This window comes from Micromonospora sp. NPDC049081 (genome assembly GCF_040648835.1).
GTDB classification, from domain to species: Bacteria; Actinomycetota; Actinomycetes; order Mycobacteriales; family Micromonosporaceae; genus Micromonospora; species Micromonospora antibiotica.
This window is the reverse complement of the sequence record NZ_JBEZEK010000022.1, coordinates 90,597-115,771: the sequence shown is the minus strand read 5'-3', so window position 1 is coordinate 115,771 and position 25,175 is coordinate 90,597. Positions and strand designations below refer to the sequence as shown.

General features: G+C 74.2%; 18 protein-coding genes. 9 read left to right on the top strand and 9 right to left on the bottom strand.

What is annotated here, in order from left to right; translation table 11 throughout:
• The first annotated feature begins 305 nt into the window (after positions 1-305).
• Positions 306-704 carry a hypothetical protein gene (locus AB0B63_RS25820; protein WP_208568904.1) on the top strand — a complete coding sequence of 133 codons (399 nt, stop codon included), beginning with the start codon at positions 306-308 and terminating at the stop codon, positions 702-704.
• A 232-nt stretch (positions 705-936) separates the two neighbouring features.
• Here AB0B63_RS25820 and AB0B63_RS25815 read toward each other — a convergent pair whose 3' ends face one another.
• Both AB0B63_RS25815 and AB0B63_RS25810 read right to left on the bottom strand, forming a co-directional pair.
• The gene (locus AB0B63_RS25815) at positions 937-3,690 is read right to left on the bottom strand and encodes a cellulose binding domain-containing protein (protein WP_357023141.1); all 2,754 of its coding nucleotides are present in this window, start codon (positions 3,688-3,690) and stop codon (positions 937-939) included.
• Between the two features lie 175 nt (positions 3,691-3,865).
• The gene (locus AB0B63_RS25810; protein WP_357023138.1) at positions 3,866-5,959 is read right to left on the bottom strand and encodes a hypothetical protein; all 2,094 of its coding nucleotides are present in this window, start codon (positions 5,957-5,959) and stop codon (positions 3,866-3,868) included.
• Positions 5,960-6,231: 272 nt separating this feature from the next.
• Between AB0B63_RS25810 and AB0B63_RS25805 the strand changes: the two genes are divergently transcribed.
• Positions 6,232-6,729: a redoxin domain-containing protein gene (locus AB0B63_RS25805; protein ID WP_357023135.1), complete on the top strand. Its 498-nt coding sequence runs from the start codon at positions 6,232-6,234 to the stop codon at positions 6,727-6,729.
• Positions 6,726-7,271: a thioredoxin domain-containing protein gene (locus tag AB0B63_RS25800; RefSeq protein ID WP_208568900.1), complete on the top strand. Its 546-nt coding sequence runs from the start codon at positions 6,726-6,728 to the stop codon at positions 7,269-7,271. The genes AB0B63_RS25805 and AB0B63_RS25800 overlap by 4 nt, the downstream gene beginning before the upstream one ends.
• Before the next feature lie 175 nt (positions 7,272-7,446).
• Here the strand turns inward: AB0B63_RS25800 and AB0B63_RS25795 are convergent, their stop codons facing one another.
• Complete coding sequence (locus tag AB0B63_RS25795; RefSeq protein ID WP_357023132.1) at positions 7,447-10,764, bottom strand: LuxR C-terminal-related transcriptional regulator; 3,318 nt, start codon at positions 10,762-10,764, stop codon at positions 7,447-7,449.
• A gap of 238 nt (positions 10,765-11,002) precedes the next feature.
• Here AB0B63_RS25795 and AB0B63_RS25790 point away from each other — a divergent pair, with 238 nt between their 5' ends.
• From AB0B63_RS25790 to serS, 5 genes are all read left to right on the top strand, one after another.
• Positions 11,003-11,419 (top strand): hypothetical protein, encoded by a 417-nt coding sequence (locus AB0B63_RS25790; RefSeq protein WP_208568899.1) that lies wholly within the window; start codon positions 11,003-11,005, stop codon positions 11,417-11,419.
• Complete coding sequence (locus tag AB0B63_RS25785; RefSeq protein ID WP_208568898.1) at positions 11,416-12,588, top strand: zinc-dependent alcohol dehydrogenase; 1,173 nt, start codon at positions 11,416-11,418, stop codon at positions 12,586-12,588. The genes AB0B63_RS25790 and AB0B63_RS25785 overlap by 4 nt, the downstream gene beginning before the upstream one ends.
• A 90-nt stretch (positions 12,589-12,678) precedes the next feature.
• On the top strand, positions 12,679-13,860 hold the full coding sequence (locus AB0B63_RS25780; RefSeq protein ID WP_357023127.1) for a saccharopine dehydrogenase NADP-binding domain-containing protein: 1,182 nt from the start codon (positions 12,679-12,681) through the stop codon (positions 13,858-13,860).
• A 70-nt stretch (positions 13,861-13,930) separates the two neighbouring features.
• Positions 13,931-15,004, top strand: coding sequence for a MerR family transcriptional regulator (locus AB0B63_RS25775; protein ID WP_357023152.1), 1,074 nt, complete (start codon positions 13,931-13,933; stop codon positions 15,002-15,004).
• An 879-nt stretch (positions 15,005-15,883) separates the two neighbouring features.
• Positions 15,884-17,170, top strand: coding sequence for a serine--tRNA ligase (gene serS / locus AB0B63_RS25770; protein WP_357023124.1), 1,287 nt, complete (start codon positions 15,884-15,886; stop codon positions 17,168-17,170).
• Between the two features lie 187 nt (positions 17,171-17,357).
• On the opposite strand, the gene AB0B63_RS25765 is transcribed toward serS, so the two are convergent.
• From AB0B63_RS25765 to AB0B63_RS25750, 4 genes are read right to left on the bottom strand one after another with little or no spacing between them, the layout of a single operon-like run.
• Positions 17,358-18,212 carry a cytochrome c biogenesis protein CcdA gene (locus AB0B63_RS25765; protein WP_357023121.1) on the bottom strand — a complete coding sequence of 285 codons (855 nt, stop codon included), beginning with the start codon at positions 18,210-18,212 and terminating at the stop codon, positions 17,358-17,360.
• Positions 18,212-18,823 (bottom strand): redoxin domain-containing protein, encoded by a 612-nt coding sequence (locus AB0B63_RS25760; protein WP_208568894.1) that lies wholly within the window; start codon positions 18,821-18,823, stop codon positions 18,212-18,214. Before AB0B63_RS25760 ends, AB0B63_RS25765 begins: the two co-directional genes overlap by 1 nt.
• 59 nt (positions 18,824-18,882) lie before the next feature.
• Complete coding sequence (locus AB0B63_RS25755; RefSeq protein WP_208568893.1) at positions 18,883-20,349, bottom strand: NADH-quinone oxidoreductase subunit NuoF family protein; 1,467 nt, start codon at positions 20,347-20,349, stop codon at positions 18,883-18,885.
• A complete protein-coding gene (locus AB0B63_RS25750) occupies positions 20,346-22,070 on the bottom strand; it encodes a hypothetical protein (RefSeq protein ID WP_357023117.1) in 1,725 nt (574 codons plus the stop codon). Before AB0B63_RS25750 ends, AB0B63_RS25755 begins: the two co-directional genes overlap by 4 nt.
• A gap of 351 nt (positions 22,071-22,421) precedes the next feature.
• Here AB0B63_RS25750 and AB0B63_RS25745 point away from each other — a divergent pair, with 351 nt between their 5' ends.
• The gene (locus AB0B63_RS25745) at positions 22,422-23,309 is read left to right on the top strand and encodes a L,D-transpeptidase (RefSeq protein WP_357023115.1); all 888 of its coding nucleotides are present in this window, start codon (positions 22,422-22,424) and stop codon (positions 23,307-23,309) included.
• A 58-nt stretch (positions 23,310-23,367) separates the two neighbouring features.
• Here the strand turns inward: AB0B63_RS25745 and AB0B63_RS25740 are convergent, their stop codons facing one another.
• Entirely contained in the window at positions 23,368-23,991 is a 624-nt protein-coding gene (locus AB0B63_RS25740) for a response regulator transcription factor (RefSeq protein WP_357023112.1), read from the bottom strand.
• Positions 23,988-25,154, bottom strand: a complete 1,167-nt coding sequence (locus tag AB0B63_RS25735; protein WP_357023110.1) for a histidine kinase — start codon at positions 25,152-25,154, stop codon at positions 23,988-23,990. Before AB0B63_RS25735 ends, AB0B63_RS25740 begins: the two co-directional genes overlap by 4 nt.
• Positions 25,155-25,175 lie beyond the last annotated feature (21 nt).

Here is a 25,175-nt window from a genome sequence, read left to right as displayed (position 1 = left end):
GGGGGCGCGCGCCGGCGGCGCGGGCGGGGGGGCGGGCGGGGGGGGCCCCCCCCCCCCCCCCCCACGGCCGGGACAGGCCGGGTCCCGTCCACCGGTCCGAGGTCACGGTCGGGCCGGGTCGACCAGGTGGGGATGATTTCCACCGGCCGGGGTCACGCTCCGTCCGCGTCGGGTTTGCGACCCGGTCGGGTGGGGCACTGCTGGGAGGACGGGCGGACGACCGGGCGGGCGGGTACCGTCACGAGCCGCAGAGACGTCGAAGTCCGAAGTGGCCGCAGACTTCGGCATTCGAGGAGGTAATCACGATGTTCGGCAGCAACCTTCTGGAGCGCCGCAGCAAGCCCGAGCGGATCGCCGACCAGGCCTGGCACCACCTGCTCTCGGCGGTCGACTCCGCCGGTGACAGCGTGCGGGACGCCGCCAGGTCGGTCCGGGACTCGGGACTGGCCGACGCCGGTGACCTGGTCGGCTCGACCGCCGACGAGGCACGCCGACGGGCCACGCTCGCCTTCGACGCGCTCGCCGGCCGCCGCCCGGCCCTGCCCTGGACCCTGCTGATCAGCGCGGCGCTGGTCGGCGCGGCGATCGGCTGGGCCGCCGGCACCGCCGCGCGGGCTGCCGGCAGCAGAGATGACCGGGCCGCCGACGACATCGAGTTCGTCGACGTGGACCGGCCCAACTCCCCGGTCGGTCTGGACGACTGACCGTCCCACGGCACGCACAGGCCCCGGTCGCGCCCTTCGGCGCCGACCGGGGCCTGTGCCGTCTTCGATCCACTCCGTTGGGGCGATGTTGCGGTGGAGACCCGGGGTCGACGCCGCACCATCGCCGCCACTGAGTCGATCAGCCACAGGCCAGGCGGGTCCCAGGCCGGACACGCGCCGGCTCCCCCGACGGGATCGGGGGAGCCGGCAGGTGTCGGATAGTTGATAGTCGTCAGCGGCTGGTGCAGGTGACCGCCGGGACGGTGTTGCTGCCGGTGACGTTGGCGGTGAAGCCGACGCTGGTGGTGGCCCCGGCACCGAGCGCGCCGTTCCACCCGGCGTCGCGCACCGAGACGCGCGCCCCGGTCTGGGTCAGGGTGCCGCCCCAGAGCGAGTTGATCGTCTGACCGTTGGCGAACGTCCAGCTGAGCGTCCATCCGGCGATCGGCGCGGTGCCCGCGTTGCGCACCGTCACCTCGCCCTGGAAGCCACCCGGCCACGACCCGGTCACCTGGTACGTCGCCGCGCACCCACCGGTGGGCGGCGGGGTCGTCGGCGGCGGGGTGGTGGGGGGCGGCGTGGTCGGCGGCGGGGTGGTCGGCGGAGGCGTGGTGGGCGGGGGCGTGGTGGGCGGAGGCGTGGTCGGCGGAGGCGTGGTGGGCGGAGGCGTGGTCGGGTTGCTGCCGAGCCGGTCGGCGACCAGGATGCCCCGGCCGTTGGTGCCCAGATAGACCCGGCCGTAGACCCTCGGGTCCCCGGTGAGCGCCTCGCCCGCGTTGCCGTACTGGTGCTGGTCGTCGTTGATCCGCACCCAGGCCCCGCCGGTGTTGTCGGAGCGGTAGACGCCGGCCTTGCCGTCGACGGTGCCGAAGGCGAACACCGCCGGGTACGTCTGCCCGGGGGCGGCCTTGCCGAAGCCGACGTTCACCGCCGCCGACACCCCGGCCAACTTGGTGAAGCTGGCCCCGGAGTCGGTGGAGCGCCACAGCCCGCCCTCACCGGCCAGCCAGATGTCGCCCTCCTTGCCGGGCACCGCCTTGAACTTGACGTTCCCGGTGGCCGGCAGGCCGGTGGCGGCGGACGCGGTGAAGCTGGCCCCACCGTTGGTGCTGACATAGAACTTGCCGGCGCTGAAGCCGTAGAACTTGTTCTTGTTGACCCGGTCGGACTCGACGACCGCGTTGGCCGGGATGCCGGTGGCGGCGGTCCACGAGTTGCCGAAGCCCACCGAGCGGATGACCTGCTGCCCGGCGTCACCGGGGGCCCAGACGAACTGGCTGCCGTCGGCGGCGGCGGCGACCGTGCCGCCGTTGTTGACCCCGCCCGGCTCGCTGCCCTGGAACCAGTTCGCCCCGCCGTCGGTGGAGAACGCGATGTGGCTGTCGTTGGGGCGGTCGGCGTCGGTGAAGTTGCCGGCCCGCACCATCGTCGCCGGGTTCGCCTCGGCGTAGTCGAGGCTGGTGGTGGTGGTGAAGACCGGCTGGGTGAACAGCATCGGCGGCACCGCGTCGAGGTCGGTGTGCCGGAACCCGCCGATGTCACCGAGCCCGCTGATCAGCGGTGCCCCGGTGGGCGGGCTGATCAGGTCCTGTACGGCGGTCTCCTCCAGGCCCTTGACCATCGGCTTGATGGTGAGCTGGCCACCGGTGTCCCACTTGGTGAGGTCGGTGCTGCCGTAGATGGTCGCGCCGGTGCCGTACATGAAGCGGTTCGAGTCGAACGGGTCGATCTCCACCGACTCGTTCATCCAGCCCAGCTTCGGGGACTCCTCCGGCGGGGCCGGGTTGGCCCCGAAGGTCAGCCACGGCACCGAACTGATGTCCATCTTGAACTTCTTGGTGCGGTCCGGGTAGCTGCCGAACTCCCAGATCCGGGTCCAGGTCGCGCCGCCGTCGGTGCTGCGCCAGAAGATCGCGTCCGGCCACCAGGAGATCTGGGTCGCGACCATCAGGGTGTTCGGCTTCTGCCGGTCGATGGTCAGCCCCGAGTAGCCGAAGTAGGCGTCGCTGCTGGACGACGGGATCGGGCTGATCTGCGTCCACGCCCCGGTGGCCCGGTTGAACTTCCACACGTCACCCTTGCCCCCGTCGTACGGGCCGCCGGTGTCGCTGGTGGCGATGTAGAGGAAGCCGCCGACGGGGTCCACCACACCCTTGTGGGCCAGGTAGCCGGTGGGCTGACCGGCGATCCGCTCCCAGCTGGTGCCACCGTTCGTCGAGCGGTACACCGGGTTCGCCTTGTCCGCCACGCCGACGTAGATGGTCTGCGTGGCGTTGCCCGCCGTACCGGTGCTCTTGTCGAAGGTGACCCAGGTCAGACCCTGGTTCTGGCTCTGGTAGCCGGTGGTGTCGTTGGGGTCGGCCCGGTAGTTGCCGACGTTGGGGAAGTTCGCCACCTTGGCCCAGGTGACCCCGAAGTCGGTGCTGCGCCACAGGCCGTTGCCGCCCTCGGCGCCGTAGTAGATGACGCTGTTCTTGTTGGGGTCGACGGCGAGCCGCTCCCCCATGCCCCGGCCGGGCATGTTGCCGCCGTTCTTGAACGGCAGCGCGGTGGCCTGCCAGGTGGCGCCCTTGTCCGACGAGCGCAGGATCGCGCCGTTGTTCGGGTCCCAGTCGTTGGTGTACATGCCGACGGCCGCGTACACCCGGTTGGTCTGCACCGGGTCGGTGGCCAGGCTGACCACGCCGTTGTAGCCCCACTTGTCCGCACCGACCCAGTCGAGCAGCGGCGTCCAGGACTGGCTGGCCTGCTCCCACCGGTACGCGCCGCCGATGTCGGTGCGCGCGTAGATCAGGTTCTTCTCGGTCTGGTTGAAGACGATGCCGGGGACGAAGCCGCCACCGTCGATCCGGACGTTCTTCCAGCTGTACGGTTCGGCCGCCGCCGCAGCGGCCTCGGTGGATGGTGCGACGGTGAACTGTACGGCCACGACGGCCGTGGCAGCGGCCAGCACGGTGGTGACCGCGCCGACGAGACTTCTCCGCATCTGCGGTTCCTCTCGGGATGCCAGGGTGAGGGTGCGACGGCCCCATGGGGACGTCGACGGGTGCGAAGAGCTGCCCTGGCTCCCCGCCGGCACGCTTGGCTCCCGCTGCCGAAGAAGAACCCAACAGTAACCGGTACGCCGCCGAATTAGGAAGCGCTCCCAACTAACTCGGCCATCAGAGCCGGTAGATGACGTCCTCGCCGGCCATCTCCCGACTGATGCCCAACCCGTCCACCGGTCGGGCGGCCACGTCCGCCCACGGGGTGCCGGGCGCCCAGCCGGGCAGCAGCACCACCGTGCGCACCCCCACCTGCCGCAGGTACGCCACCGAGGTCGCGTCCGGGAAGGTCATGCTCGCCGCCCGGATCCGCTCCTGGGACTGCGGGGTGAACGAGGCCAGGCCGTTGACCACCTTGGGGAACCCGTCGGTGGACCACAGCATCACGTGCAACTCCCGGATACCGTCGCTGGGCAGCACCAACGCCGGGCCGGTCAGCCCGCGCAGCACCGCCGGTTGCACCGGTGCCGGCACGTGCGGGGTGCGGTTGACCCCTTCCAGCAGGACCAGCACCAGCGGCACCAGCAACGCCAACCGGGCCAGCCGCCACTGCCCGCCGTCCCGCTTCGGGGCCGGCTTCCGGGGGGCCGGCTGCTCGGCCGCCGGTTCGGACCACGCCGCCGACCGCAGCATCGGTCGCGCCGCCGCCTGCGCCTGCCCCGGTACGACCACCTCCGCCGGCACCGCCGCCCGCACCGGCACGGCCCCCTCCGCCGAGGGTGCCGGCGCTCCCCGGTCCGCCGCCATCGCGACGGCCGGGTCCGCCGGTCGCAGCGTCGGCGACGCTCCCGGTTCCACCGCCCCCGGCACGGCCGGCTCCGCCCCGGACACGACCGACTCCGTCCCCGGCACGACCGACTCCGTCCCCGGCTCCGGTGGTTGCCCCCCGGTCGGCCCCGGTGCCGGTTCCCCGTCCCGCACTGCCCGGGAAGCCGGCTCGCGGACCGTCAACGCCCCGGCGGCGAGCAGGCCCAGCAGCAGGGTCGTCCACAGCACCAGCCGGCCCGGGGTGCGCACCCCGTCCCAGCCCGGGGCGTGCTCGACAAGCGTCACGTAACCGGGGTTACCGTCACCGCCGAACGTGGTGCCCGCCGCGAGCGCCACGCTGACCAACGCCGCGCCGGCCAGCATCAGCCGGTGCCGCAGCCGCCACGCGGAGAAGAACAGCCCGGCCATCGCCAGGGACAACAGCACCACCCCGGGCAGCAGGGTCATCTCACCCGGGAAACCGAGCGTGGCCCGGGCCGCCTCGTGCCGCTCCCCCCACAGCCAGGACTCCGGCGGCGCGGTGACGAACCCCCGCCATGGCGGGGAGAACATCTCGATCTGGGCCACCGTGCGCCGACCGGACGGGTTGCGGGCCACCACCTCGAAGTACGGTGCGGCCATCGCCAGGGTCACCACGGCGAAGCCGATCCCCCCGGCCAGGTCGGCCAGGAGCAGGCCACGCGGCACCGCCGGCCGGGACCGCCGCCGCCGCCACACCACGGCGTACGTCACCGCCACGCCGAGGCAGATCAGTCCCAGCGCGTACGCGAAGGGCAGGCCGATGCCGAAGCCGAGGGTGACCTGCCAGGCGGCGACCGCCCACCCGGCGACCGCCCACCCGGGGCGGACCCGGTCGGGCCGGTGGCCGTGCCGCAGCGACCAGCCGTGCCCCCGGGCCAGCATGGCCAACGCGAGGGCGATCCCGCCGATGCTGATCACGTGCAGGTGACCGGCCTGGGCGAGCTTCCACGGGGCGTACGCGAAGGACACCCCGGCCACCGCCGCACCCGCCCGGCCGGCCCCCACCTGCCGGGCCAGCGCGTACGCCCCGAACAGGGCGAGGGCGTGGGTCAGCATGTAGAGCAGGTTGTAGCGGATCACGGCGGCCACCGGACCGTCCCCGATCATCCCGAACGGGGCGTACCCGAGCAGGGTGTCGGAGTAGGCGTAGGTGTACGGCTCGGGATAGAACGTGTTGGAGTGCCAGACCTGGAACGGGTTGGTGAGCAGGGCGTGCCCACCCCAGGCCACCTGCCACGCCTGGAGCGTCGGGTCACCGGTGTCCTGCGGGATGGTGCTCGCCGGATCCCGCAGGGTCGGCCAGGTCAGCACCACGGCCAGCAGCAGCGCGGCGACCGCCGCCAGGGTCCACTCGTGCCGGGCCACCCGCCACGACACCCCCGCCAGCCGGCGGCCGAAGACCCGAATCTGATCGACGTCCATCTCTCCACCCCGTCCTTTGCCGTCCGTCAGACTGCCCGAGTCCGATCCGGTTGTCGACACCGCGACCCGCCCGATTTTCAGCCCGGGCTCCCCTTCGTCGTCCGAATCCGATCCGACGGCGACGGCGACGGCGACGGCGACGGCGACGGCGACGGCGACGGCGACGGCGACGGGATCGGACTACCGGATCGGATCCGGGGCGGGTCCGGGTGGACCAGGACCACCCGGGTCGGGTGAGTCGGCCTCACCCGGGCTGCCGGAGGGTGGGAGGCATGACTGGACCCGACGGACTGATCCGACCCGGGACACCGGCCCCCGAGTTCACCCTGCCGGCCACCCCGGACGGGCGACGGACCGGCCCCGGGCAGTTCCGTGGCCGGCCGGTGGTGCTCGCCTTCTATCCCGCTGACTGGTCCCCGGTCTGCAGCGACCAGATGGCGCTCTACCAGGCCGCGATGCCGGAGTTCGAGCGGTACGACGCGGTGGTGCTGGGCGTCTCGGTGGACAGCCTCTGGTCACACCGGGCCTTCGCCGAGGCCCGGGGCGTCCGGTTTCCGTTGCTGTCCGACTTCGAACCCAAGGGTGAGGTGGCCCGGGTCTACGGGGCGTACACGCCGCAGGGGCAGGCCGGTCGGGCCCTGGTGGTGCTCGACCCGGCCGGGACGGTGACCTGGAGCTACCTGTCCCCCGCCGAGGTGAACCCGGGTGCCGACGGCATCCTCGACGCGTTGGACCAGCTCGGCACCGAGCGGCAGGTGGTGGCCCGATGAGCACCCCGTTGCAGGTCACCGCCCGACTCCGGGTGCCGGTGACGGAAACCGACCACATCCGCGGGCCACTGGACGCACCGGTCACCATCGTGCAGTACGGCGACTTCCAGTGCCCGTACTGCGGGGCCGCCCACCCGAACCTGACCGAGGTGCTGCGGCAGCGCCAGGACACCGTACGGCTGGTCTACCGGCACTTCCCGATCACCAACCTCCACCCGTACGCCGAGCGGGCCGCCGAGGTGGCTGAGGCGGCCGGCCGCCGGGACCGGTTCTGGGAGATGCACGACTGGCTCTACGAGCACCAGGACCAACTCGACCCGGTGCACCTGTCGCTCGGCGTGGCGCAGGTGGGCCTACCGCCGGACGAGATCGACGCGGAGGTCGACCGGCACGCGTACGGCGACCGGGTCCGCCACGACTTCACCGGCGGCATCCGCAGCGGGGTGAACGGCACCCCCACCCTCTTCATCGGCGACCACCGTCACGAGGGCCCCTTGGACCTCCCCACCCTCCTGACCGCAGTAGACACCACCACCCCCTGACCCACCCACCACATTGATCAAGAAGTTCGCGTCAACCAACCCCCCCTCAGCCCCGTTGATCAAGAAGTTTGCGTCAACTTGAAGATCGAACTTGACGCAAACTTCTTGATCAACGGGGCAGGGCGGGCGGGGCGGGGGCGAGGCGGGGGCGGGGTGGGGGCGAGGGTGGGTGGGGTTAGAGGAGGCGGAGGGAGCGGGCTCGGCGGACGGCTTCGCGGCGGCGGGTGGCGTCGAGCTTGCGGTAGATGTTGCGGACGTGGGTCTTGACGGTGTTGACCGACAGGGAGAGTTCACCGGCGATCTCGACGTTGGACAGGATGCTCTGGAGATACCGCAGAATGGTCAGCTCCCGCTCGGTGAGCGGCTCGGTGAGCGCCCGTTCCGGACCGCCCGGCCCCCACTGCGGGTCACCCGATCCGTGCTCGGTCGGTTGTTCGGCGTCGCGTACCAGGTCGCTGACCGCCGGCCGGTGCGCCGTACCCGAGTCCAGGTGGGCGGCGAGCAGATCCCGGACCTCCGGTTCGGCCCGGGTGAACACCCGGCGGTAACCGTGTCGGCCGGACAGGTCCAGCACCCGTTCCAACAGCCGACCGGCCCGGCGCTCGTCACCGGACCGCCGGGCCAGCACCGCGTCGAGGACACCGGTGGCGAGCCGTACCGACAGCGGCCAGCCGGCGGCGTCCGGGGCGTCCCAGTCGGGTAGCGCGTGACCGGCGGCCCGGACGTCGCCGGCCCGCAGCTCCACCCGGGCCAGCGCCAGGCCCAGCACCGGGTCGGGGTCCGGCTCCCGGAACCGCTCGGCGAGCAACCGGCGGGCGGTGTCCAGGTCCCCCTGCTCACCCCGTAGGTCCGCCTCCAGCGCGAGCAGCCGATCAGCCAACCCTCCGCCCCCCACCAGCCCTCCACCCCACACCCCGTCTCCGGCCAGCCCTCCGGCCCCGGCCGGCCCCACATCCCTCACCCCGACCCCGGCCAGCCCCCCATCCCCGGCCGACTCTCCACCCCCGGTCAGCCCTCCACCCCACACCCCACCCCCGGTCAGCGCTGCGCCGGGGAGGGTCCAGGCTCCGGTCAGCTCGTCCCGGGCCCGGCGCACCACCTCGATCGCCGCCGCCGGCTCGCCGGCGTCACGCAGCAAGGTCGCCCGACACAGCGCCACCACCGCACCGACCGTGCCCCCGCCAGATGCCACCCCGACCATGATCGGAGCGGACGCCGCGCCGAACGCCACCCCGGCCCTACCCGGAGCGGATGCCGCACCGACCCCCACCCCCGCCCCACCCGGAGCAGCCGCCGCGCCGAACGCCACCCCCGCCCCACCCGGAGCAGCCGCCGCACCGGCCCCGACCCGAGCGGACGCCGCACCGAACCCGACCGGGGCAGGCAGCGAACCGAACGCCGCGTCGGCCGTGGGGGTGCCGGATGTCGTACCGCCCGCACCGGACGCCTCGACCGGCATGGCCGCGCCGGCCGCCGCCAGTTCGGCGGTCGCCTCCGTGGGCTGGTCCCGGTGCAGCGCCACCAGGGCCAGGGCCAGATGGGCGTAGCCACAGTCGACCCGGCTCGACCAGCCCTGGCAGGGGGGCATGACCAGCGCCGCGTGGGCGGTCTCCTCGGCTGGCGCAAGCTCACCGGCCAGGGCGAGCAGCAGTGCGGTGCGGGTCGCGTCGACCAGTTCGGTCCGGGGCCGCCCGGCCTGCCGTGCCGCCGCCAGCGCCCGGGTGAACCATGCCCCGGCCGACCGTAGTTCCCCCTCTGCCAGCTCGACCAGGCCGAGCGCGGTGCCGGCCACCGCCAGGACGTCCACGTCCTCGCCGGTCCGGGGGTCGTCGCCGGTCGGTGCCACCGCTTCGGGGTGGTCGCCAACGGCGGACGGCCGGTGGGTCGGTGTCACGTCGGACCGGCAGGGCGGCGGAGGCGGCGGCAGGGCGGGCCCGGTGACGGTGGCGAGCAGTCGGGCGGCGGCCCGGCGTACCCCCGGATGGTCGCCGGCCAACCGGGCGAGGGTGAGTTCCAACGCCAGGGCCAGCCGGTGGAACCGGTCACGGCGCGGAGCCGGCAGCGAGCGGGCCGCCGCCACCGCGTCGCGCAGCCGGGCGGTCGCCGCCTCCCGGTCGCCCGCGTACGCCCGCTCGGTGCCGGCGGCCAACGCCAGCTCCGGGTCCCGGTGCACCGCCTCGGCGGGCGGCGGCGCGGGCGGGGCCACGTCCGGTGTCCCCCGGTCGTACGGCAGCAGCTCCGGCCAGTGGGTCAGCAGCAACCCGGTGGCCCGGTCCCACTGCCCGGCGGTGAGCGCGTGGCGCAACGCCTCGGCCGGCCGGTCGTGGTCGGTGTGCCAGTCGGCGGCCCGCCCGTGCAGCTCGGCGCGTTCCCCGTCGGCGAGGTCGGCGAGTTCCTCGCGCAGCAGGTCGGCCAGCAGCGGGTGCGGTCGGTACCAGGGTGGGTCGCTGTCGTCGCGGTGCAGGAATCCCCCGTCGCGGGCCAGCCCGGCCAGCAGTTGCCCGGCGTCGGTACGACCGGTCAGCGCGTCGGCCAGGTCGGCGCGGACCGCCGGGCCGACGGCGCAGCGCCGCAGCACTTCCCGGGCCGGCGGCGGCAACTGCCCCAGCACCTCGGCCCGCAGGTACGCCGCCACGTCCGGGTGGTCACCCCCGAACCGGGCCGCCCACCGCTGCGGATCGGCCTGTCCCCGGGCGGCGAGCGCGGCGAACCGCAGACCCGCCGGCCAGCCACCCGTGCGGTCCCGCAGCCGGACGACCGCCGCCGCAGGCAGGGGCACCCCGTGCGCCACCAGCAGGTCGGCCACCTCGTCGGTGGTGAAGGCCAACTCGTCGGGGCCGATCTCGGTCAGGTCACCGGCCAGCCGTAGCCGGTGCAGGGCCGGTGGCAGGTCGGTGCGGGCGGCGGCGATCAGGCGCAGCCGGCCGTCGGCGTGCCGCAGCAGGAACTCCAGGCCGGTGAGCACCGCCGGGTCGGTGACCCGGTGCAGGTCGTCGACGACGAGCCGGACCGGGCGTTCCCGGGCGGCCAGGGTCGCGGCGAGCGCCTCCAACTGCTCCGACCGCACCGGCACGACCGACGGCTGGGCGGCCGACGGCTGGGCGGCCGACGGCTGGGCGGCCGACGCGCCCGGCCGCCCGGCAGGCGGTGCGCCAGGCAGGGCGTCGGGTGGTGCGTGCGGCGGTGGCTCGGCCGTGCCCCGCAGGGCTGCCGTGAGGTACGCCCAGAGCCGCTCCCCGCTGTCGCCCGCCTCGACCTGGACCCAGGCCGGGGGGTCCTCGTCCGCCGCTCGCGCCCAGGCGGTGAGGATCGTCGTCTTGCCCCATCCTGCGGCGGCCCGGACCAGGGTGAGGGTGCCGGCAGCCCCGGCGTCGAGGCGGGCCGACAGCCGGGGACGCCACAGCATCGGCTCCGGCGGGGCGGGCGGGGTGAGCCGGGACGCCAGCAGCGGCGGGCCGGCGGGCACCTCGGCGCTGTCGTGCTGCTGCGGCATCCGCCCTCCCCCGGTCAGCGCGTTCCGCCCCGGTCGGCGCTCTCCGGCCGGCCGGCGCGTTCCTCCCCCGGTCGACGCGCTCCGGACCGGTCGGCGGCGGTTACCCGGACCGGACCGGTTCACCCCTTCGGGACGAGTCCGGTTCACCCGGTCCCCACCGAGGATGGGCGGATCGGGCTGCCGGTGTGGCGTGACCGGCCGCTGCGCACCGGTCCCGGCGAAGAGGCGGGTGGTACGGATGGGACGACTGACCCGTGGCGGGTTCACCCTTCTCCGGGCGCACCGGACGGGGGTCGACGCCCGGTCGGGCCGCTGGCAGGTGGTCACGGTCGGGGTGTCGGCGGCCGAGCTGATGCCCGACGGGCGGTGGCCGGAGCCGCTGCGCCCATTGGCTGACGCGGTGGAGCTGCACCTGCGGCCGGCCCCCGGTGGGCGGGGCACCGAGCTTTCGGTCCGTCCCCTCGGCGGGGTGGCGACCCTGCCCGGGATGGCCGCCCACCTGGTCGGCGACGATCCCGACGGCTACCTGCGGCAGGTGTTGCGCACGGTCCGGCAGCTCGCCGAGACCGGTGAGGTGCTACGCGCCGACCGGCCCGCCGCCGAACGCCCCGCGACCGGGCCACCCGGGACCGACGGCCCGGTGGTGCCCGGATGAGGGCGCTGTGCTGGGAGGGCGTCGACCGGCTCGCGGTACGCCAGGTGCCCGACCCGGAACTGCGCAACGCCCACGACATGATCGTGCGGGTCCGGCGCAGCACCACCTGCGGGGCCGACCTGCCGATGCTCGCCGGCCGGGTGCCGGGTCTGGCCGCCGGGGACGTGCTCGGGCACGAGTTCCTCGGCGAGGTGGCCGAGGTCGGCCCGGCGGTACGCCGGCACCGCGTCGGTGACCGGGTGGTGGTCTGCGCGGCCGTGGCCTGCGGGAACTGTTGGTACTGCCGGCAGGGGCTCTACTCGTGCTGCGACAACGGCACGGCCACCGGGACGGTCGGCGAGGCGGCCTGGGGGCAGCCCACCGGCGGTTGTTACGGCCATCCCCGGACGGCGGGTGGATTCGCCGGCAGCCACGCCGAGTACGTCCGGGTGCCGTACGCCGACGTGGGGGCGTTCACCGTGCCCGACCCGGTCAGCGACGACCGGGCGGTCTTCGCCTCGGACGCCGCCCCGGCCGGTTGGATGGGTGCCGAGCTGGGTGCGGTCCGCCCCGGTGACGTGGTCGCGGTCTGGGGGGCGGGTGCGGTGGGGCAGCTCACCGCGCAGGCGGCGACGGTGCTCGGGGCGGAACGGGTGATCGTGATCGACCGGTACCCGGAACGGTTGCGGATGGCCGAACGGCACACCGGCGCCGAGACGTTGCACTACGAACACACTGATGTCCCCGCCGAACTGCGGGAACGCAGTGGTGGCCGGGGACCCGACGTCTGCGTGGAGGCGGTGGGGGTGGCCGACGGCGGGGGCCGGCCGGTCTCGCTCGCCGACCGGTTCACCGGCCGGGGCGGCCCGGTCGAGGACCCCCTGGCGGTACGGGAGGCGGTGCACGCCTGCCGCAAGGGTGGCACGGTCTTCGTCTCGGGCACCTTCACCGGTTTCGTGGACGCCTTCCCGCTGGGCGCGGTGATGCACAAGGGTCTCACCCTGCGCAGCGCCCGGCAGCACGGTCAGCGGTGGATTCCGATGCTGCTGGACCGGATGGCCCGCGACGAGCTGCGTACCGAGCACCTGGCGACGCACCGGTTCGACCTGGACCAGGCCCCGACCGGGTACGCGCTGTTCCGGGACCGCGCCGACGGTTGTGTGCGGGCGGTGTTCAGCCCGCACGGCTGAGTCGTCCGGGTGGGTGCCGGTCGCCGTGGTGCGGACCGGTCCACCCCCGGTGCCCAGGTGAGGGCCGGGTGCGGGTGGCACACTCGGCGGATGTCCCACGACCGCCCGTACGACATCGTCCTGTTCGGCGCGACCGGCTTCACCGGCGGGCTGACCGCCGAGTATCTGGCCCGGCACGCCCCGGTGGGGTTGCGTTGGGCGTTGGCCGGGCGCAACCCGGCGAAGCTGGCGGCGGTCCGGGACCGGCTCGCCGCCATCGACCCGGCCCTGGCCGGGCTGCCGCTGCTCACCGCCGACGTCACCGACGCCGGGTCGCTGCGTGTGGTGGCGGAGGCGACCCGGGTGCTCGCCACCACCGTCGGGCCGTACGTGCACCACGGGGAGCCGCTGGTCGCGGCGTGTGCCGCCGCCGGCACCGACTATCTCGACATCACCGGTGAGCCGGAGTTCGTGGACCTGATGTACGTGCGGCACCACGCCGAGGCGGTGCGTACCGGGGCCCGGTTGGTGCACGCCTGCGGTTTCGACTCGATCCCGCACGACCTGGGCGTCTGGTACACGGTCCGGCAGTTGCCGTCGGACGGGCCGATCACGGTGGACGGGTTCGTCCGGGCCGGGGGGAGGTTCTCCGCCGGCACGTACCACTCGGCGCTCACCGCGTTCTCGCGTACCGCGCAGACGAAGCAGGCGGCGCGGGCCCGGCGGGCGGTCGAACCCCGCCCGGACGGACGCCGGGCCCGCGCGGTGGCCGGGAAGTTGGGCCGGTCCGCGGCGACCGGCATGTGGGCGGTGCCGCTGCCCACCATCGACCCGCAGGTGGTACGCCGGTCCGCCGCGGCCCGCCCGGAGTACGGCCCGGACTTCCGCTACCGGCACTTCGCCGCCGTCAAGCGGCTGCCGACGGTGCTGCTGGCCGGGGTGGGGATGGCCGGGGTGGTCGGGCTGGTGAAGCTGCCACCGACCCGGCGCTGGCTGCTCGGCCGGCTCGCCTCCGGGCAGGGTCCGAGCGCCGCGCAGCGGGCCCGGTCGTGGTTCCGGGTGCGGTTCGTCGGCGAGGGCGGGGGCCGCACCGTCCGCACGGAGGTCTCCGGCGGTGATCCCGGCTACGACGAGACCGCCAAGATGCTCGCCGAGTCGGCCCTCTGCCTGGCGTACGACGAACTGCCCGCCACCTGCGGGCAGCTGACCCCGGTGACGGCGATGGGCGACGCGCTGCTGGACCGGTTGGTGCGGGCCGGCATGACGTTCCGGGTCCTCCCGGCGCGGAGCTGACCGGGCGACGACCCGACGGCTTGACCCTCGACCTGGTGGAGGCGACAGCATCATGGGCGTGGAGAGCGAACTGCTGAGTATCGGCGAGCTGGCCCGGGCCAGTGGCCTGACGGTCAGCGCGTTGCGGTTCTACGACCGGTGCGGGGTGCTGACGCCGACGCTGGTCGACCCGGTGAATGGTTACCGCTGGTACACCGACGCGCAGGTGACGCCGGCCCGGCTGGTGGCCGGGCTACGTCGGGTCGGTATGCCGCTGGTCGAGATCACCGCCGCGCTGCGGCTGCGGCACGAACCCGCGCGGGTGGGGCGGTTGTTCGACGCCCACCTGCGCCGGTTGGAGGACGGTCTCGCCGACGCCCGCCGTGAACTCTCCCGGGTCCGCACCCTGATCGATCCTGAGGAGTACCCGATGACCACCACGATCGTGCTTGCCCGCGCCGACCTGGCCGCTGCCGTCGACGCCGTCCGGTTCGCCGTCGGCACCGACCCCGACCTGCCGATGCTCACCGGTGTGCTGTTGGACGTGGAGTCCGACGGCGTACGACTCGTCGCCACCGACCGCTACCGGATGGCGTTGGCCCGGGCCGGCGGCCGGGTGGACGGCCCGCCGGTGCGGGCGCTGCTCCCGGCGGCGGCGGTCGACGAGTTCCGGGCCCTGCTGGATGCCGACACGCAGGAGCAGGCGCACCTGACGCTCGCCGAGGGCCGGGTCGCCGTCACCGTCGCCGGTGCCGGGGCCAGCTCGGCGGTGTTGCCGTACGAGTTCACCGACTACCGCCGGCTGCTGCGCCGACCGGCGGACGCACCGGCCCGGCAGGTACCGGTCGACGTGGCGAGGCTGCGCGCCGCGCTGCGGGCCGGCACCCCCACGGTCACCCGGGTGCACGAGGGGGTGCCGCTGCCGGTGACCGTGCTCGGGGTGGACGACCACGACGGGCTGCGCCTGGTCGACGCGACCGAACTGGCCGGGCCGGACCGGACCGACCTGCTGGTCGGCGTGAACGGGGACTTCCTGCTCGATGCCCTGGAGGCTGCCGGTGGCCCGCAACTGATGCTGGAACTCGACGGCCCGATCGCCCCGCTGGCCGTCCGCCGGCCCGGTGACGAGGACACCTTCTCGATCCTGATGCCGATCCGCCTCTGACGGTCACGGCCGGCCGGCAGCCCAGCCGGCGTTCCGCGTCGACCTCGGACCCAGCGGGTCCGGTCCCGCCCCGGCCGCACCCCCGTTTCCGCCTCGCCCCGGCCCCGCCCCGGCGCAGCACGATCAGGTGCCGGGCGGTCGCCGGGTGACCCACCTCGGCACCGGGCCTGCCGGAGAGTGACCCGCGTCGGGCACCGGGCCTGCCGGTACGCCATCGACGGACAACGATACCCCTCCAATTACGGAGGGTAGCTACAACCCTCCCCCCACCTACTCCCCCGTGCACGCTTTGCTCTGCTGCCACCGAAGCAACAGGCACGGCGGGTAACCGTCGCGCCGATGGCAGCAGAGCAAAGCGTCGGAGTGGGGGTGGTGAGGGATGACGAGTCGATAAGGCATTTGAGCAGTTCGGAGGGGACCTGCCGCTGGAAGCCCATCCGGACACGGTAAGAACAACGCCCCCAGGATCACCCAGAGTGACAAAAAGGGGTTCGACGCCGACTCGTCACCGTAGGTCACCGCTCGGGTCGACGGCAGCATCTGTCGGGATCGGACCGGACGACCGGGCCCCTGCGGCGCGGCCGGCCGGCGGTCCCACCGGCGCGGACACGACCGCTCCGGGGACGGCGGTCAGCGCGACACCGGCCGGACAGCACCCCGGCCACACCACGCACGGCAGCGCCGACCGGACCCGTGGGACCGGTGGGGCCAGAGCAGCGCCGATCGGACCGGTGGGACCGGTAGGGCCAGCAGCACCGGTCGGGCCGGTGGGGCAGCGCGGGTGAGGCCGGGCCTCCGGCCGGGGCCGGGTGGCGGCGGGCGCGACGGTAGCATCGGAGGGTCCCACCCCGACCGTCTGGACGGAGCGTACGGAGCAGCATGCTCGACATGGAGTTGATCCGGAAGGATCGCGAGGCGGTGGCGACCGCGCTGGCGAAGCGTCTGGATCCCGCCGAGGTCAATCGGGTCCTGGACGACATCCAGCGACTCGACCAGGAGCGTCGCGCCCTGATCACGGAGATCGACGCCGAGCGGCAGCGCCGCAAGGCCGACGCCCGGGCGTACGCGCAGGCGAAGCGGGCCGGCACCACGCCGGAGTCCGTCGCGCCGGAGGTCGAGCGCAAGCAGCTCGCCGACCTGGAGTCCCAGCTGGACGAGGTGCAGTCCCGGCTGCGCGGCACAATGAGCGAGCTGCCCAACCTGCCCGCCGACGACGTGGTGCCCGGCGGCAAGGAGGCCAACCGGGTGGTGAAGACCTTCGGCGAGCCCCCGGTCATCGAGAAGATCCGCGACCACGTGGAGCTGAGCCGCGCACTCGGCCTGGTCGACCACGAGCGCGGCGTCAAGCTCGGCGGTTCGGGCTTCTGGATGTACACCGGCCTGGGCGCCCGGCTGGAATGGGCGCTGATCAACTGGTTCATCGACGAGCACGTGCGGGCCGGCTACGAGTTCCTGCTCCCGCCGCACCTGCTGCTCGACACCGCCGGTTTCGCCGCTGGCCAGTTCCCGAAGTTCTACGACGACGTCTACCACCTGGACCGGGAGTCCGCCCCGCGCGGGCAGTTCCTGCTGCCCACCTCGGAGACGGCCATCCTCGGGGCCTACCAGGACGAGATCCTGGAGACGTCGAAGCTGCCGCTGAAGGCGTTCGCGTACACCCCCTGCTACCGCCGCGAGGCGGCCGGCTCGCACTCCGACGAGCGCGGCACCGTGCGCGGGCACCAGTTCAACAAGGTGGAGATCTTCCAGTTCACCCTGCCGGAGCAGGCCGACGCGGCGCTGGAGGAGATGCTCGCCCACGCGGAGAGCCTGGTCGAGAAGCTGGGCCTGCACTACCAGCGCAGCCTGCTGTCCGCCGGTGACGCCAGCGCGTCGATGAAGAAGACCCTCGACATCGAGGTGTGGATGCCGAGCACCGGCAAGTACAAGGAGGTGTCGTCGGTCTCCTGGGCCGGTGACTACCAGGCCCGCCGGGCCGCCATCCGCTACCGCGAGCCGGGGGGCAAGCAGACCCGCTTCGTGCACACCCTCAACGGGTCGGCGCTGGCCACCAGCCGGCTCTTCCCGGCCATCCTGGAGCAGTTCCAGCAGCCCGACGGCTCGGTAGTGGTGCCCGAGGTGCTCCGCGACCGGCTCGGCACCGACCGGCTCACCCCGCTGCGCTGAGGCTCGCGGGGCGGGGCGGGGCGGGGCCTCCGGGCCACCGGCCCGCCCCGCACCACCCGGCCCGCCCCGCACCACCCGGCCCGCACCGCGCCCACCCGGCCCGCACCGCGCCCACCCGGCCCGCCGCACACCCGACCGACATCGGCCAGCCGCGCACCAGCCCGGCGGGGTCACCGGCCGGTTTGTCTCACACCCGTTCGGTGCCACCGGTCCGGGTGCGGCTGCGGTGCAGCAGCGCCGCCACCGCGAGCAACCCGAGCAGCAGCCCGGTGAGCACCACCGGCCCGGCCGTGTCCAGGGCCGTCACCAGCATCCGTTGGACCCGGGCCGCACCTACCACCACCGGGTCGCCGAAGGCGTCGTGCCGACCCTGGGCGAGCCGGACCTCGTACCAGCCGTACCAGGCGACGTAGCCGCCCGCGACGAGCAGCACCAGGCCACTGAGCCGGGGCACCCAGGCACCCGCCCCGCGCAACCCACTCACCACCCGCCCGCGCAGCAGCGCCACGCCGAGCGCCGCCACCGCCACCACCAGACCCATCCCGATCGCGTACGCGACGAACAGCGCCAGCCCGCGCAGGGTCGAGCCGGCCTGGAGGCTGGTCACCACGATCGCCAGGAACGGCGCGATCGAGCAGCTCAGCGACGCCAGCGCGTACGCCATGCCGAAGAGCGCCATGGACGGCAGCGAACGGGTCAGCCGGGGCGCGCGGGCCGACGGACGCGGGGTGGGCAGGCGGCGTCCGGCGAACAGCCACAACCCGAGCGCCAGCAGGCCCAGCCCGAGGGTCACGGTCAGCCACGGCAGCCGGGGGCGCAGCCAGTCGGCCAAGGGTGCCACGGCCAACCCGAAAGCCCCGAACACCACGACGTACCCACAGGTCAGGCCGGCCGCCGCGGTGAGTGCCCGGCCGATCGCGCCGCGGCCGTCCGCGGGCCCGGCGACCAGCAGCGACAGGTACGCCGGCAGCATCGCGAAGCCGCACGGGTTGACCGCGCCGAGCATCCCGGCGGTCAGCGCGAGCAGCAGCGGGCCGGTCATCAGCCGGCCAGGGCGGCGACCCGGCGGGTCAGGTCCTCACCGTCGAGGAAGCCCTGGTGGACGACCTTCCCCTCCCGATCGATGATCAGGAAGGTGCTCTGTTCGACGATCTCGAAGCGCCGCCACAACGCGCCGGCCCGGTCGTCGATCTGCGTGGTGCCGCCGAGTTCGAACTCGGTGACGAAGCTGCGCATCGCCTTCTGCTCGCCGAGGCCGGCCACCCCGACGATCGGCACGGTGTCCCGGTATTTCGGGGCGATCTCGGCGACCGTCCACGCCTGGCTGGCGCAGGTGGCGCACCACGGCGCCCAGAACCAGAGCACCACCGGCCGGCCGGCCAGGGCGGCGGCGGAGAACGCCGTACCGTCGAGGGTCTTGGCGGTGAAGCGCAACGCGTCGGGCACCGGGGCGGGTGCCCCGGTCGGGGTCGGCTCGGCGGGCAGCGGCGACGAGGTGGCGATCGGCACGGCGACCTCGGCGGCCGGTTGCGCCGTCGTCGGCCCGACGGCGCACGCCGAGGCGGCCAGCAGGGTGCCGGCCAGGGTGGCGGCGACGGCGAGCCGGACGGCCGGTCGGCCACCCGGCCGGGTCCTGGGGTACGACGACCGCATCCGAATCTCCTCTCGGTGGTGCTACGTGACCTGGACGGTGCCGGGTGACCTCGACGGTGCTACTTGACCTCGACCAACCGCAGCGCGAGCTCGGGGCAGACCTTGACGGCCTTCATCGCCCCCTCCTTCAGCCAGGTCGGCACGGGGGTGGGCGGGAAGGCGGGGTAGCCGTTGCCGTCGAGCCGGATGAAGTCCGGTACGACGTGGGCGCAGAGTCCGTGCCCGTCACAGCGGGACCAGTCCAGGGTGAGCATCTTCGGGTTGGCGTCGGGGGCACCGGGCAGCCCCATCACGCCCTTGACCCGTTTGCCGCACCCCTCACCGGTGGTGTGCTGCCGCAGGTCGTCGGCGAACACCTCCATCGCGGAGAGCGCGAAACGGGAGGTGCCGTCGGGGTGGCTGCACGCGCCCCGGCCCTTCACGTCACCGGCGGCGGCCCGCACGACCTCCACCGGGGCGCTGCCGGAGACCGCCAGGTCGACGGCGCGGGCCAGGTCGGGCAGGCCCCGCTTGCACGGCCCGCACTGGCCGGCGGACTCCCCGGCCAGGTAGCGGACCACCTGGGCGGCCTCGCCGAGCGGGCAGGTGTCGCGGCCGAGCGGGATGATGATGCCGGCGCCGAGGGTGCCGCCGACGCTGGTGAGGCTCTTGCGGGTGATCTCCGCCCGCTGCGCCGCCTCCCAGGTGATCCACCGGCCGTGGTAGCCGCCCATCAGGATGCCCGGCCCCTCCGGCACCTCACACAGTTCGAGGATGTCCCGTAGCGGGGTGCCGGCGGCGCACTCCACCACGGCGGCGCGTTTGGCCTGGCCGGTCACGGTGAGCAGCACGGTGCCCGGCTCGTCGTCGGTGCCGAGCGCCGCGTACTCGTACGGGCCGAGCCGGGCGGCGATGGCCACCTGGGCGTACGTCTCGGCGTTGGACAGCAGGGTGGGCAGGTTGCGTACGCCCGAGTCGCTGGACCGCTTCTTGGTGCCCGGCGGGATGTGCGGCAGGCCGTTGATCCCGTTGACCAGTGCGCCGCCCTCGCCGGAGATGAACCGGTGCGGCACGGTGACGATGGTGGTGGGCACCGGCATCCGACGTTCGGCGAGTGCCTCGGTGAGCGAGTCCCGGCCGATCAGGTCGTCGGCGACGCAGAGCACGATCTCCTCGGCGTCCAGCGCGTACGCGGACAGGGCGGCACCGTCGAGGATCAGGTGCGGGGCCCGGGTGAGCAGCACCTTGTCCTTCCAGCTCGCCGGTTCCCCCTCGGTGGCGTTGACCACCACCACGGCGGGCAGGTCCTGCCGTTCACAGGACTCCAGCACCGCCTTGAACTTCCGGTAGAACGGGAAACCGGCGCCGCCCTTGCCCTTGAGCTGGATGGCCTCGGCCAGTCGGAGCAGGTTGGCCGGTTCCATCGGGCCGATCGGCCCGTGCACCGTCTCGTGTGCCATCAGGTCGAGCCGACCGAACTCGGCGAAACCGGCGGTGAGCCGGGGCTCGCCGATGCAGGCGACCGGGGGCACCTTGGTGCGCATCACTTGGCTTCACCGCGCAGCCCGGCCCAGTACGCCCCGTCGACGGCGTCCGCGTTGGCTTTGCCCTTGCGCCGGCTGCGACCGTCGCCGGTGGCCTTGCGGGCCCGCCGGGAGGCCAGGTCGACCAGGGTCGGGGTGTCGTCGACCGGGATGTCGTCGGCGACGTAGCGGGCCGGCGGACGCCAGTAGTCCGGCTCCTCGGGCACGTCCGGCTCGACGCTGTGCCGGCCGGAGCCGCTGCGCGGGGCGGCGGAGATGGGTTCGGCCGAGACGGGCCGGCTGGACTCCCACCGGTTCGGGCTGTCCCACGGCTCCTCGGGCTCCTCGGTGCGCCGCCGGGGCGGGGCCGAGTAGCGGGCGGCCAGGTCGTCGTCGTCTCGGCGGGCCCGCCGACCGGTGGAGACCGGGGCGATGTCCTCGTCCTCGTACCGGGACCGGCGGGTGCCCGACACGGGGGCCACGTCCTCCTCGTACCGGGACCGGCGACCACCGGACACCGGGGCGACGTCCTCCTCGTAGCGGGACCGGCGGGTGCCCGACACGGGGGCCACGTCCTCCTCGTACCGGGACCGGCGACTGCCGGAGACCGGGGCGACGTCCTCGTCGCGGCGGCGACTGCCGGAGACCGGGGCGACGTCCTCCTCGTAGCGGGCGCGGCGGCTGCCGGACACCGGGGCCACGTCCTCCTCGTACCGGGACCGGCGACCACCGGACACCGGGGCGACGTCCTCGTCGCGGCGGCGGGGCCGTTCGTCGCGCTCGTCGCGCTCGGCGGTGCGGCGGCGGGCGGCCGGTTCCAGGTCACGCTCGCGGCGGGGGGCCGACGTCTCCCGGGCGGGTCGGCCGCCCCGGACGGGTTCCCGCAGGGTGCCGGGCTCGGGCACCACCGGAACGGTGAACCGCTCGGGGTCACGACGCCGGGCAGTGCCGGTCGGCGCGTTCCAGGACGGGGTCAGGGTGGTCTCGGCCCAACTGGTCCGGCTGTCCTTGGTCTCCTCCTCCTTTTTGCGGCCGAGGCCGCTGAGCAGCGTCCGCCCCTTGCCCTCGTCGGTCGCCTTGGCGGTCATCGCCTTGTTCAGCGCGGCGGCCTGCTGCTGCTCACGGGTGCGCTTGCCGAGGTAGACCGACAGCCGCACCATCAGCGCCACCACCACCAGCAGCACGCAGGCCAGGTAGCTGAGCACCACCCAGGACTTGGCGGCGCGGCCGGCGTTGAGGCCGTGGAACAGGGCGAACGGCCAGGACAGGTACGCCAGGGAGTGCAGGCTGCGCCAGAACCACTTGGGGCCGACACCGGCGAAGCGGACCCGGACGATGCCGGTCCAGAACACGCTCACCATGAGGAACGCGGCCACCGTGCCGAGACCGACGTAGAGCCCGCTGCCGCCGATGAACGGGACCACGGCGTCGGTGGGGCCGGCCCGACCGATCGCGATCTTGGTGATGACGTGGAACACCAGGCCGGCGACACCGAGGACACCGGTGGCCCGGTGCGCCGACTGGAGCAGCACCCGGTGCCGGATCATCAGGACCAGCCGGTCGGTGGCGAGCAGGCCCATCATCACGGTGAGGCTGAGCGCCACCAGGGCGACCACCCCGGCGAAGAACTCGGTGAAGAAGAACCCGTACGCGTACATCACCGTGCCGTTGCCGGTCATCTCGACGCCGGCCCAGAGCAGGCCCAGCGCGGAGGCCACCATCATGGCCAGCACGGATTTCGACACGGTCCGGACACCACGGCTACTGGTGGAGGTCCGGACGGTCGCGGCCTTCTCGTTCTGCTTTGCCCGGGCCATCTGCTCCTCGATCGTCTAACGGCGGCGCCACCACCGGCCGACCTTGCTCCCACCTCCAGTACGGACCTCCGGGGCGTACGGATCAGTGCGGCTGGTGAAAATTCTCGGCGGAGTGTCGAACCACCCCGGCCCGGCGCGCGTGTAGCCCCCGGCGCACCGCGTCGACGGCGTACCGGCGCAGCGACGACCGTCCATCCGCTGACCGGTGCCGCCCCGTCGGGCGAACCTGTCCGGACGATTCACGCCGACCGGAAGCTATACACCCGTTAGTCTTTGTTTGTGCTGTTTGACCGAATGATCGACCGGTGGGGGCGGGGTCCACTCGCCACCGTCGTCGGCGTACCGGCGCTGCTGGTGCTGGCCGTGCTGGTCGGCGCGGCACTGCGCTACGACGCCCCCGCGCCGACCCGCCGGGCCGACCCGCCACCGGCCGCGACCGCCGCCCCGGCCGACGACGAGACCGTGCCGCCCGCCGCACCGGCCCCCGCCGGGTTACCGGTGATCGACTACGAGCCGGCACCCGCCGGTTTCCCGGCCGACCCGCGCCCGCTCGACGTCACGCCGTTGACCGAGGGGCTCACCCCGACCCGGAACATCGCCGCGTACGACGCCCCGGGCGGACGACCCCGCGCCCTGCTCGCCCCCACCATCAACGGGGTCGAGCTGACCATGCCGGTGGTGGAGCGCCGCACCGGCTGGACGGCGGTCCTGCTGCCCTCGGCGAGCCGCCGACTGGCGTGGCTGCCGGCGGGCGGCTGGACCCCGGTGGCCCTGCGTGACCAGCTCGTGGTGCAGCGGCGGACCCACCAGCTCACCTGGTACCGGCACGGCAGCCCGCAGCACACCTGGCCGGTCAGCCTCGGCCAGGCCGGCCAGGAGACCCCGCTCGGCCGTACCTTCATCCTCGGCACCACCCCCCCGCCCGAGCCCGTCTACGGCGGGGTGGACGTCTTCGCCCTCGGCGCGATCCCCGACGACCTGGACGCGGTGCCCACCGGCCTCAAGGGCGCGCACATCGGCCTGCACACCTGGCAGGACGACGACACCCTCGGCGAGAACGTCACCAACGGCTGCATCCGACTCACCCGTACCGCCCAGCAGACCCTCCTCGACGAGGTACGCCCCGGCACCGAGCTGGTCGTCGTCGACGCCCTGCCCACCTCCTGAGCCGGCGCACCGCCACGGCACCGGCCGCGCCACCACGGGCCCGGTCCCGGCCCGGCGGTCAGTCGCCGAGCAGCCAGCCGTTCTGTTCGGCGAGCCGGACGGCGGTGGCCCGGTTGCGGGCGCCGGTCTTGCCGATCGCCGCCGAGAGGTGGTTGCGGACCGTCCCCTCGGACAGGTGCAGCGCCGCCGCCAGGTCGGCCACCGTGCCGCCGCCCCGGGCCGCCCGCAGCACCTCGGTCTCCCGCTCGGTCAACGGGCTGGCCCCGGCGGCGAGGGTCTCGGCCGCGAGCGTCGGGTCGACCACCCGCAGTCCGGCGTGTACCCGACGGACGGCGTCGGCGAGCTGCCGGGCCGGGGTGTCCTTGACCACGAAGCCGCCCGCCCCGGCCTCCATCGCCCGACGCAGGTAACCGGGGCGGCCGAAGGTGGTCACCACCAGCACCCGGCAGCCGGGCAGCGCGGCCCGCAACGCGGCGGTCGCGGCGATCCCGTCCAGCCCCGGCATCTCCACGTCGAGCAGCGCCACGTCCGGGCCGGTGCGGCGGGCCGCGTCCACCACCTCGTCACCCCGGCCCACCTCGGCCACCACGTCGAGATCCGGCTCCAACGACAGCAGCGCGGCGAGCGCCCCCCGGACCAACGCCTGGTCGTCGGCGAGCAGCAGCCGGATCGGGTCGCTCACCGCTGCCCCACCGGCACGGTGACCCGGAGCAGGAACCCGGTGCCGTCCGGCCGCCGGCCGACCGTCACGGTGCCGTCGAGCCGCCGGCTGCGTTCCCGCAACCCCAGCAGCCCGTGCCCGCCGTCGCCGGCCGCCCCGCCCGGTTCGGGCCCGGCCCCGTCGTCGCCGCCGGCCGGCCCACGCCCGTCGTCGGCGATCTCCACCCGGTCCGGGTGGACCCGGATCACGCACCGCCGCGCGCCGCTGTGCCGTACCACGTTGGTCACTCCCTCCCGGACCGCCCAGCCGAACAGTTCCTCCCGCGCCGCCGGCAGCGCCGGCGGGTCGTCCGGCAGGTCACCGACGATGCCCGCGGCGGCCAGCGCCGACCGGGCCCCGGCCAGTTCGCCGCGCAGGCTGATCTCCCGGTACGCCCCGACGGTGCGCCGCACGTCGGCCAACGCCTCCCGGGCCAGCCGCTCGACGTCGGCGATCTCGGCGGCGGCGCGGGCCGGGTCCAGCTCCAGCAGCCGCCCGGCCAGCTCCGCCTTGACCGCCACCACGGTCAGCGAGTGCCCGAGGATGTCGTGCAGGTCGCGGGCGGTGCGGGCGCGTTCCCCGGCGACGGCCAGCCGACCGATCTCGGCCTGGGCGGCCCGCAGCTCACCGTTGCGTTGCGCCAACCGGCTCACCCCGAACATCGCGAACGAGGCGAGCAGCACCGCGAACACGACAGTGCTCTCCGCCTCCCAGCCGGGCACCAGCGCGGCGGCGACCGGCGGGGTCGACGCGGAGAGCACCACCACCACCAGGGCGTCCACCGGGGGCAGCAGGAACACCGCCGCCGCCGCCACGAAGACCAGTGTGGTCAGCCAGTCCCCCTCGGTGCCGGGGATGCCGGCCAGGCCGAGCGCGAGCAGCAGCCCCACGTACGCCCGGGCCCGGCCGACCGGGATCGGCCGGTGCGTCTGCCGCAGCCCCCGCGCCCACTGGAAGATCAGCAGGTAGAGCACGCCGAAGACGACCAGGGTGCCCACGCCCACCACCTGCCGCCAGGGCTGTGCCTGGTGCACGGCGGTGAACAGCGGGATGTTGAGGAAGAACAGCCACACCCCGGCGAGCAGCCACCCGGTGACCCGCCAGCGGCGGGTCACCGGGGAGGGCCGGTCGAACGGGAGATCCATCGGGTACACGCTAGTCTCCGT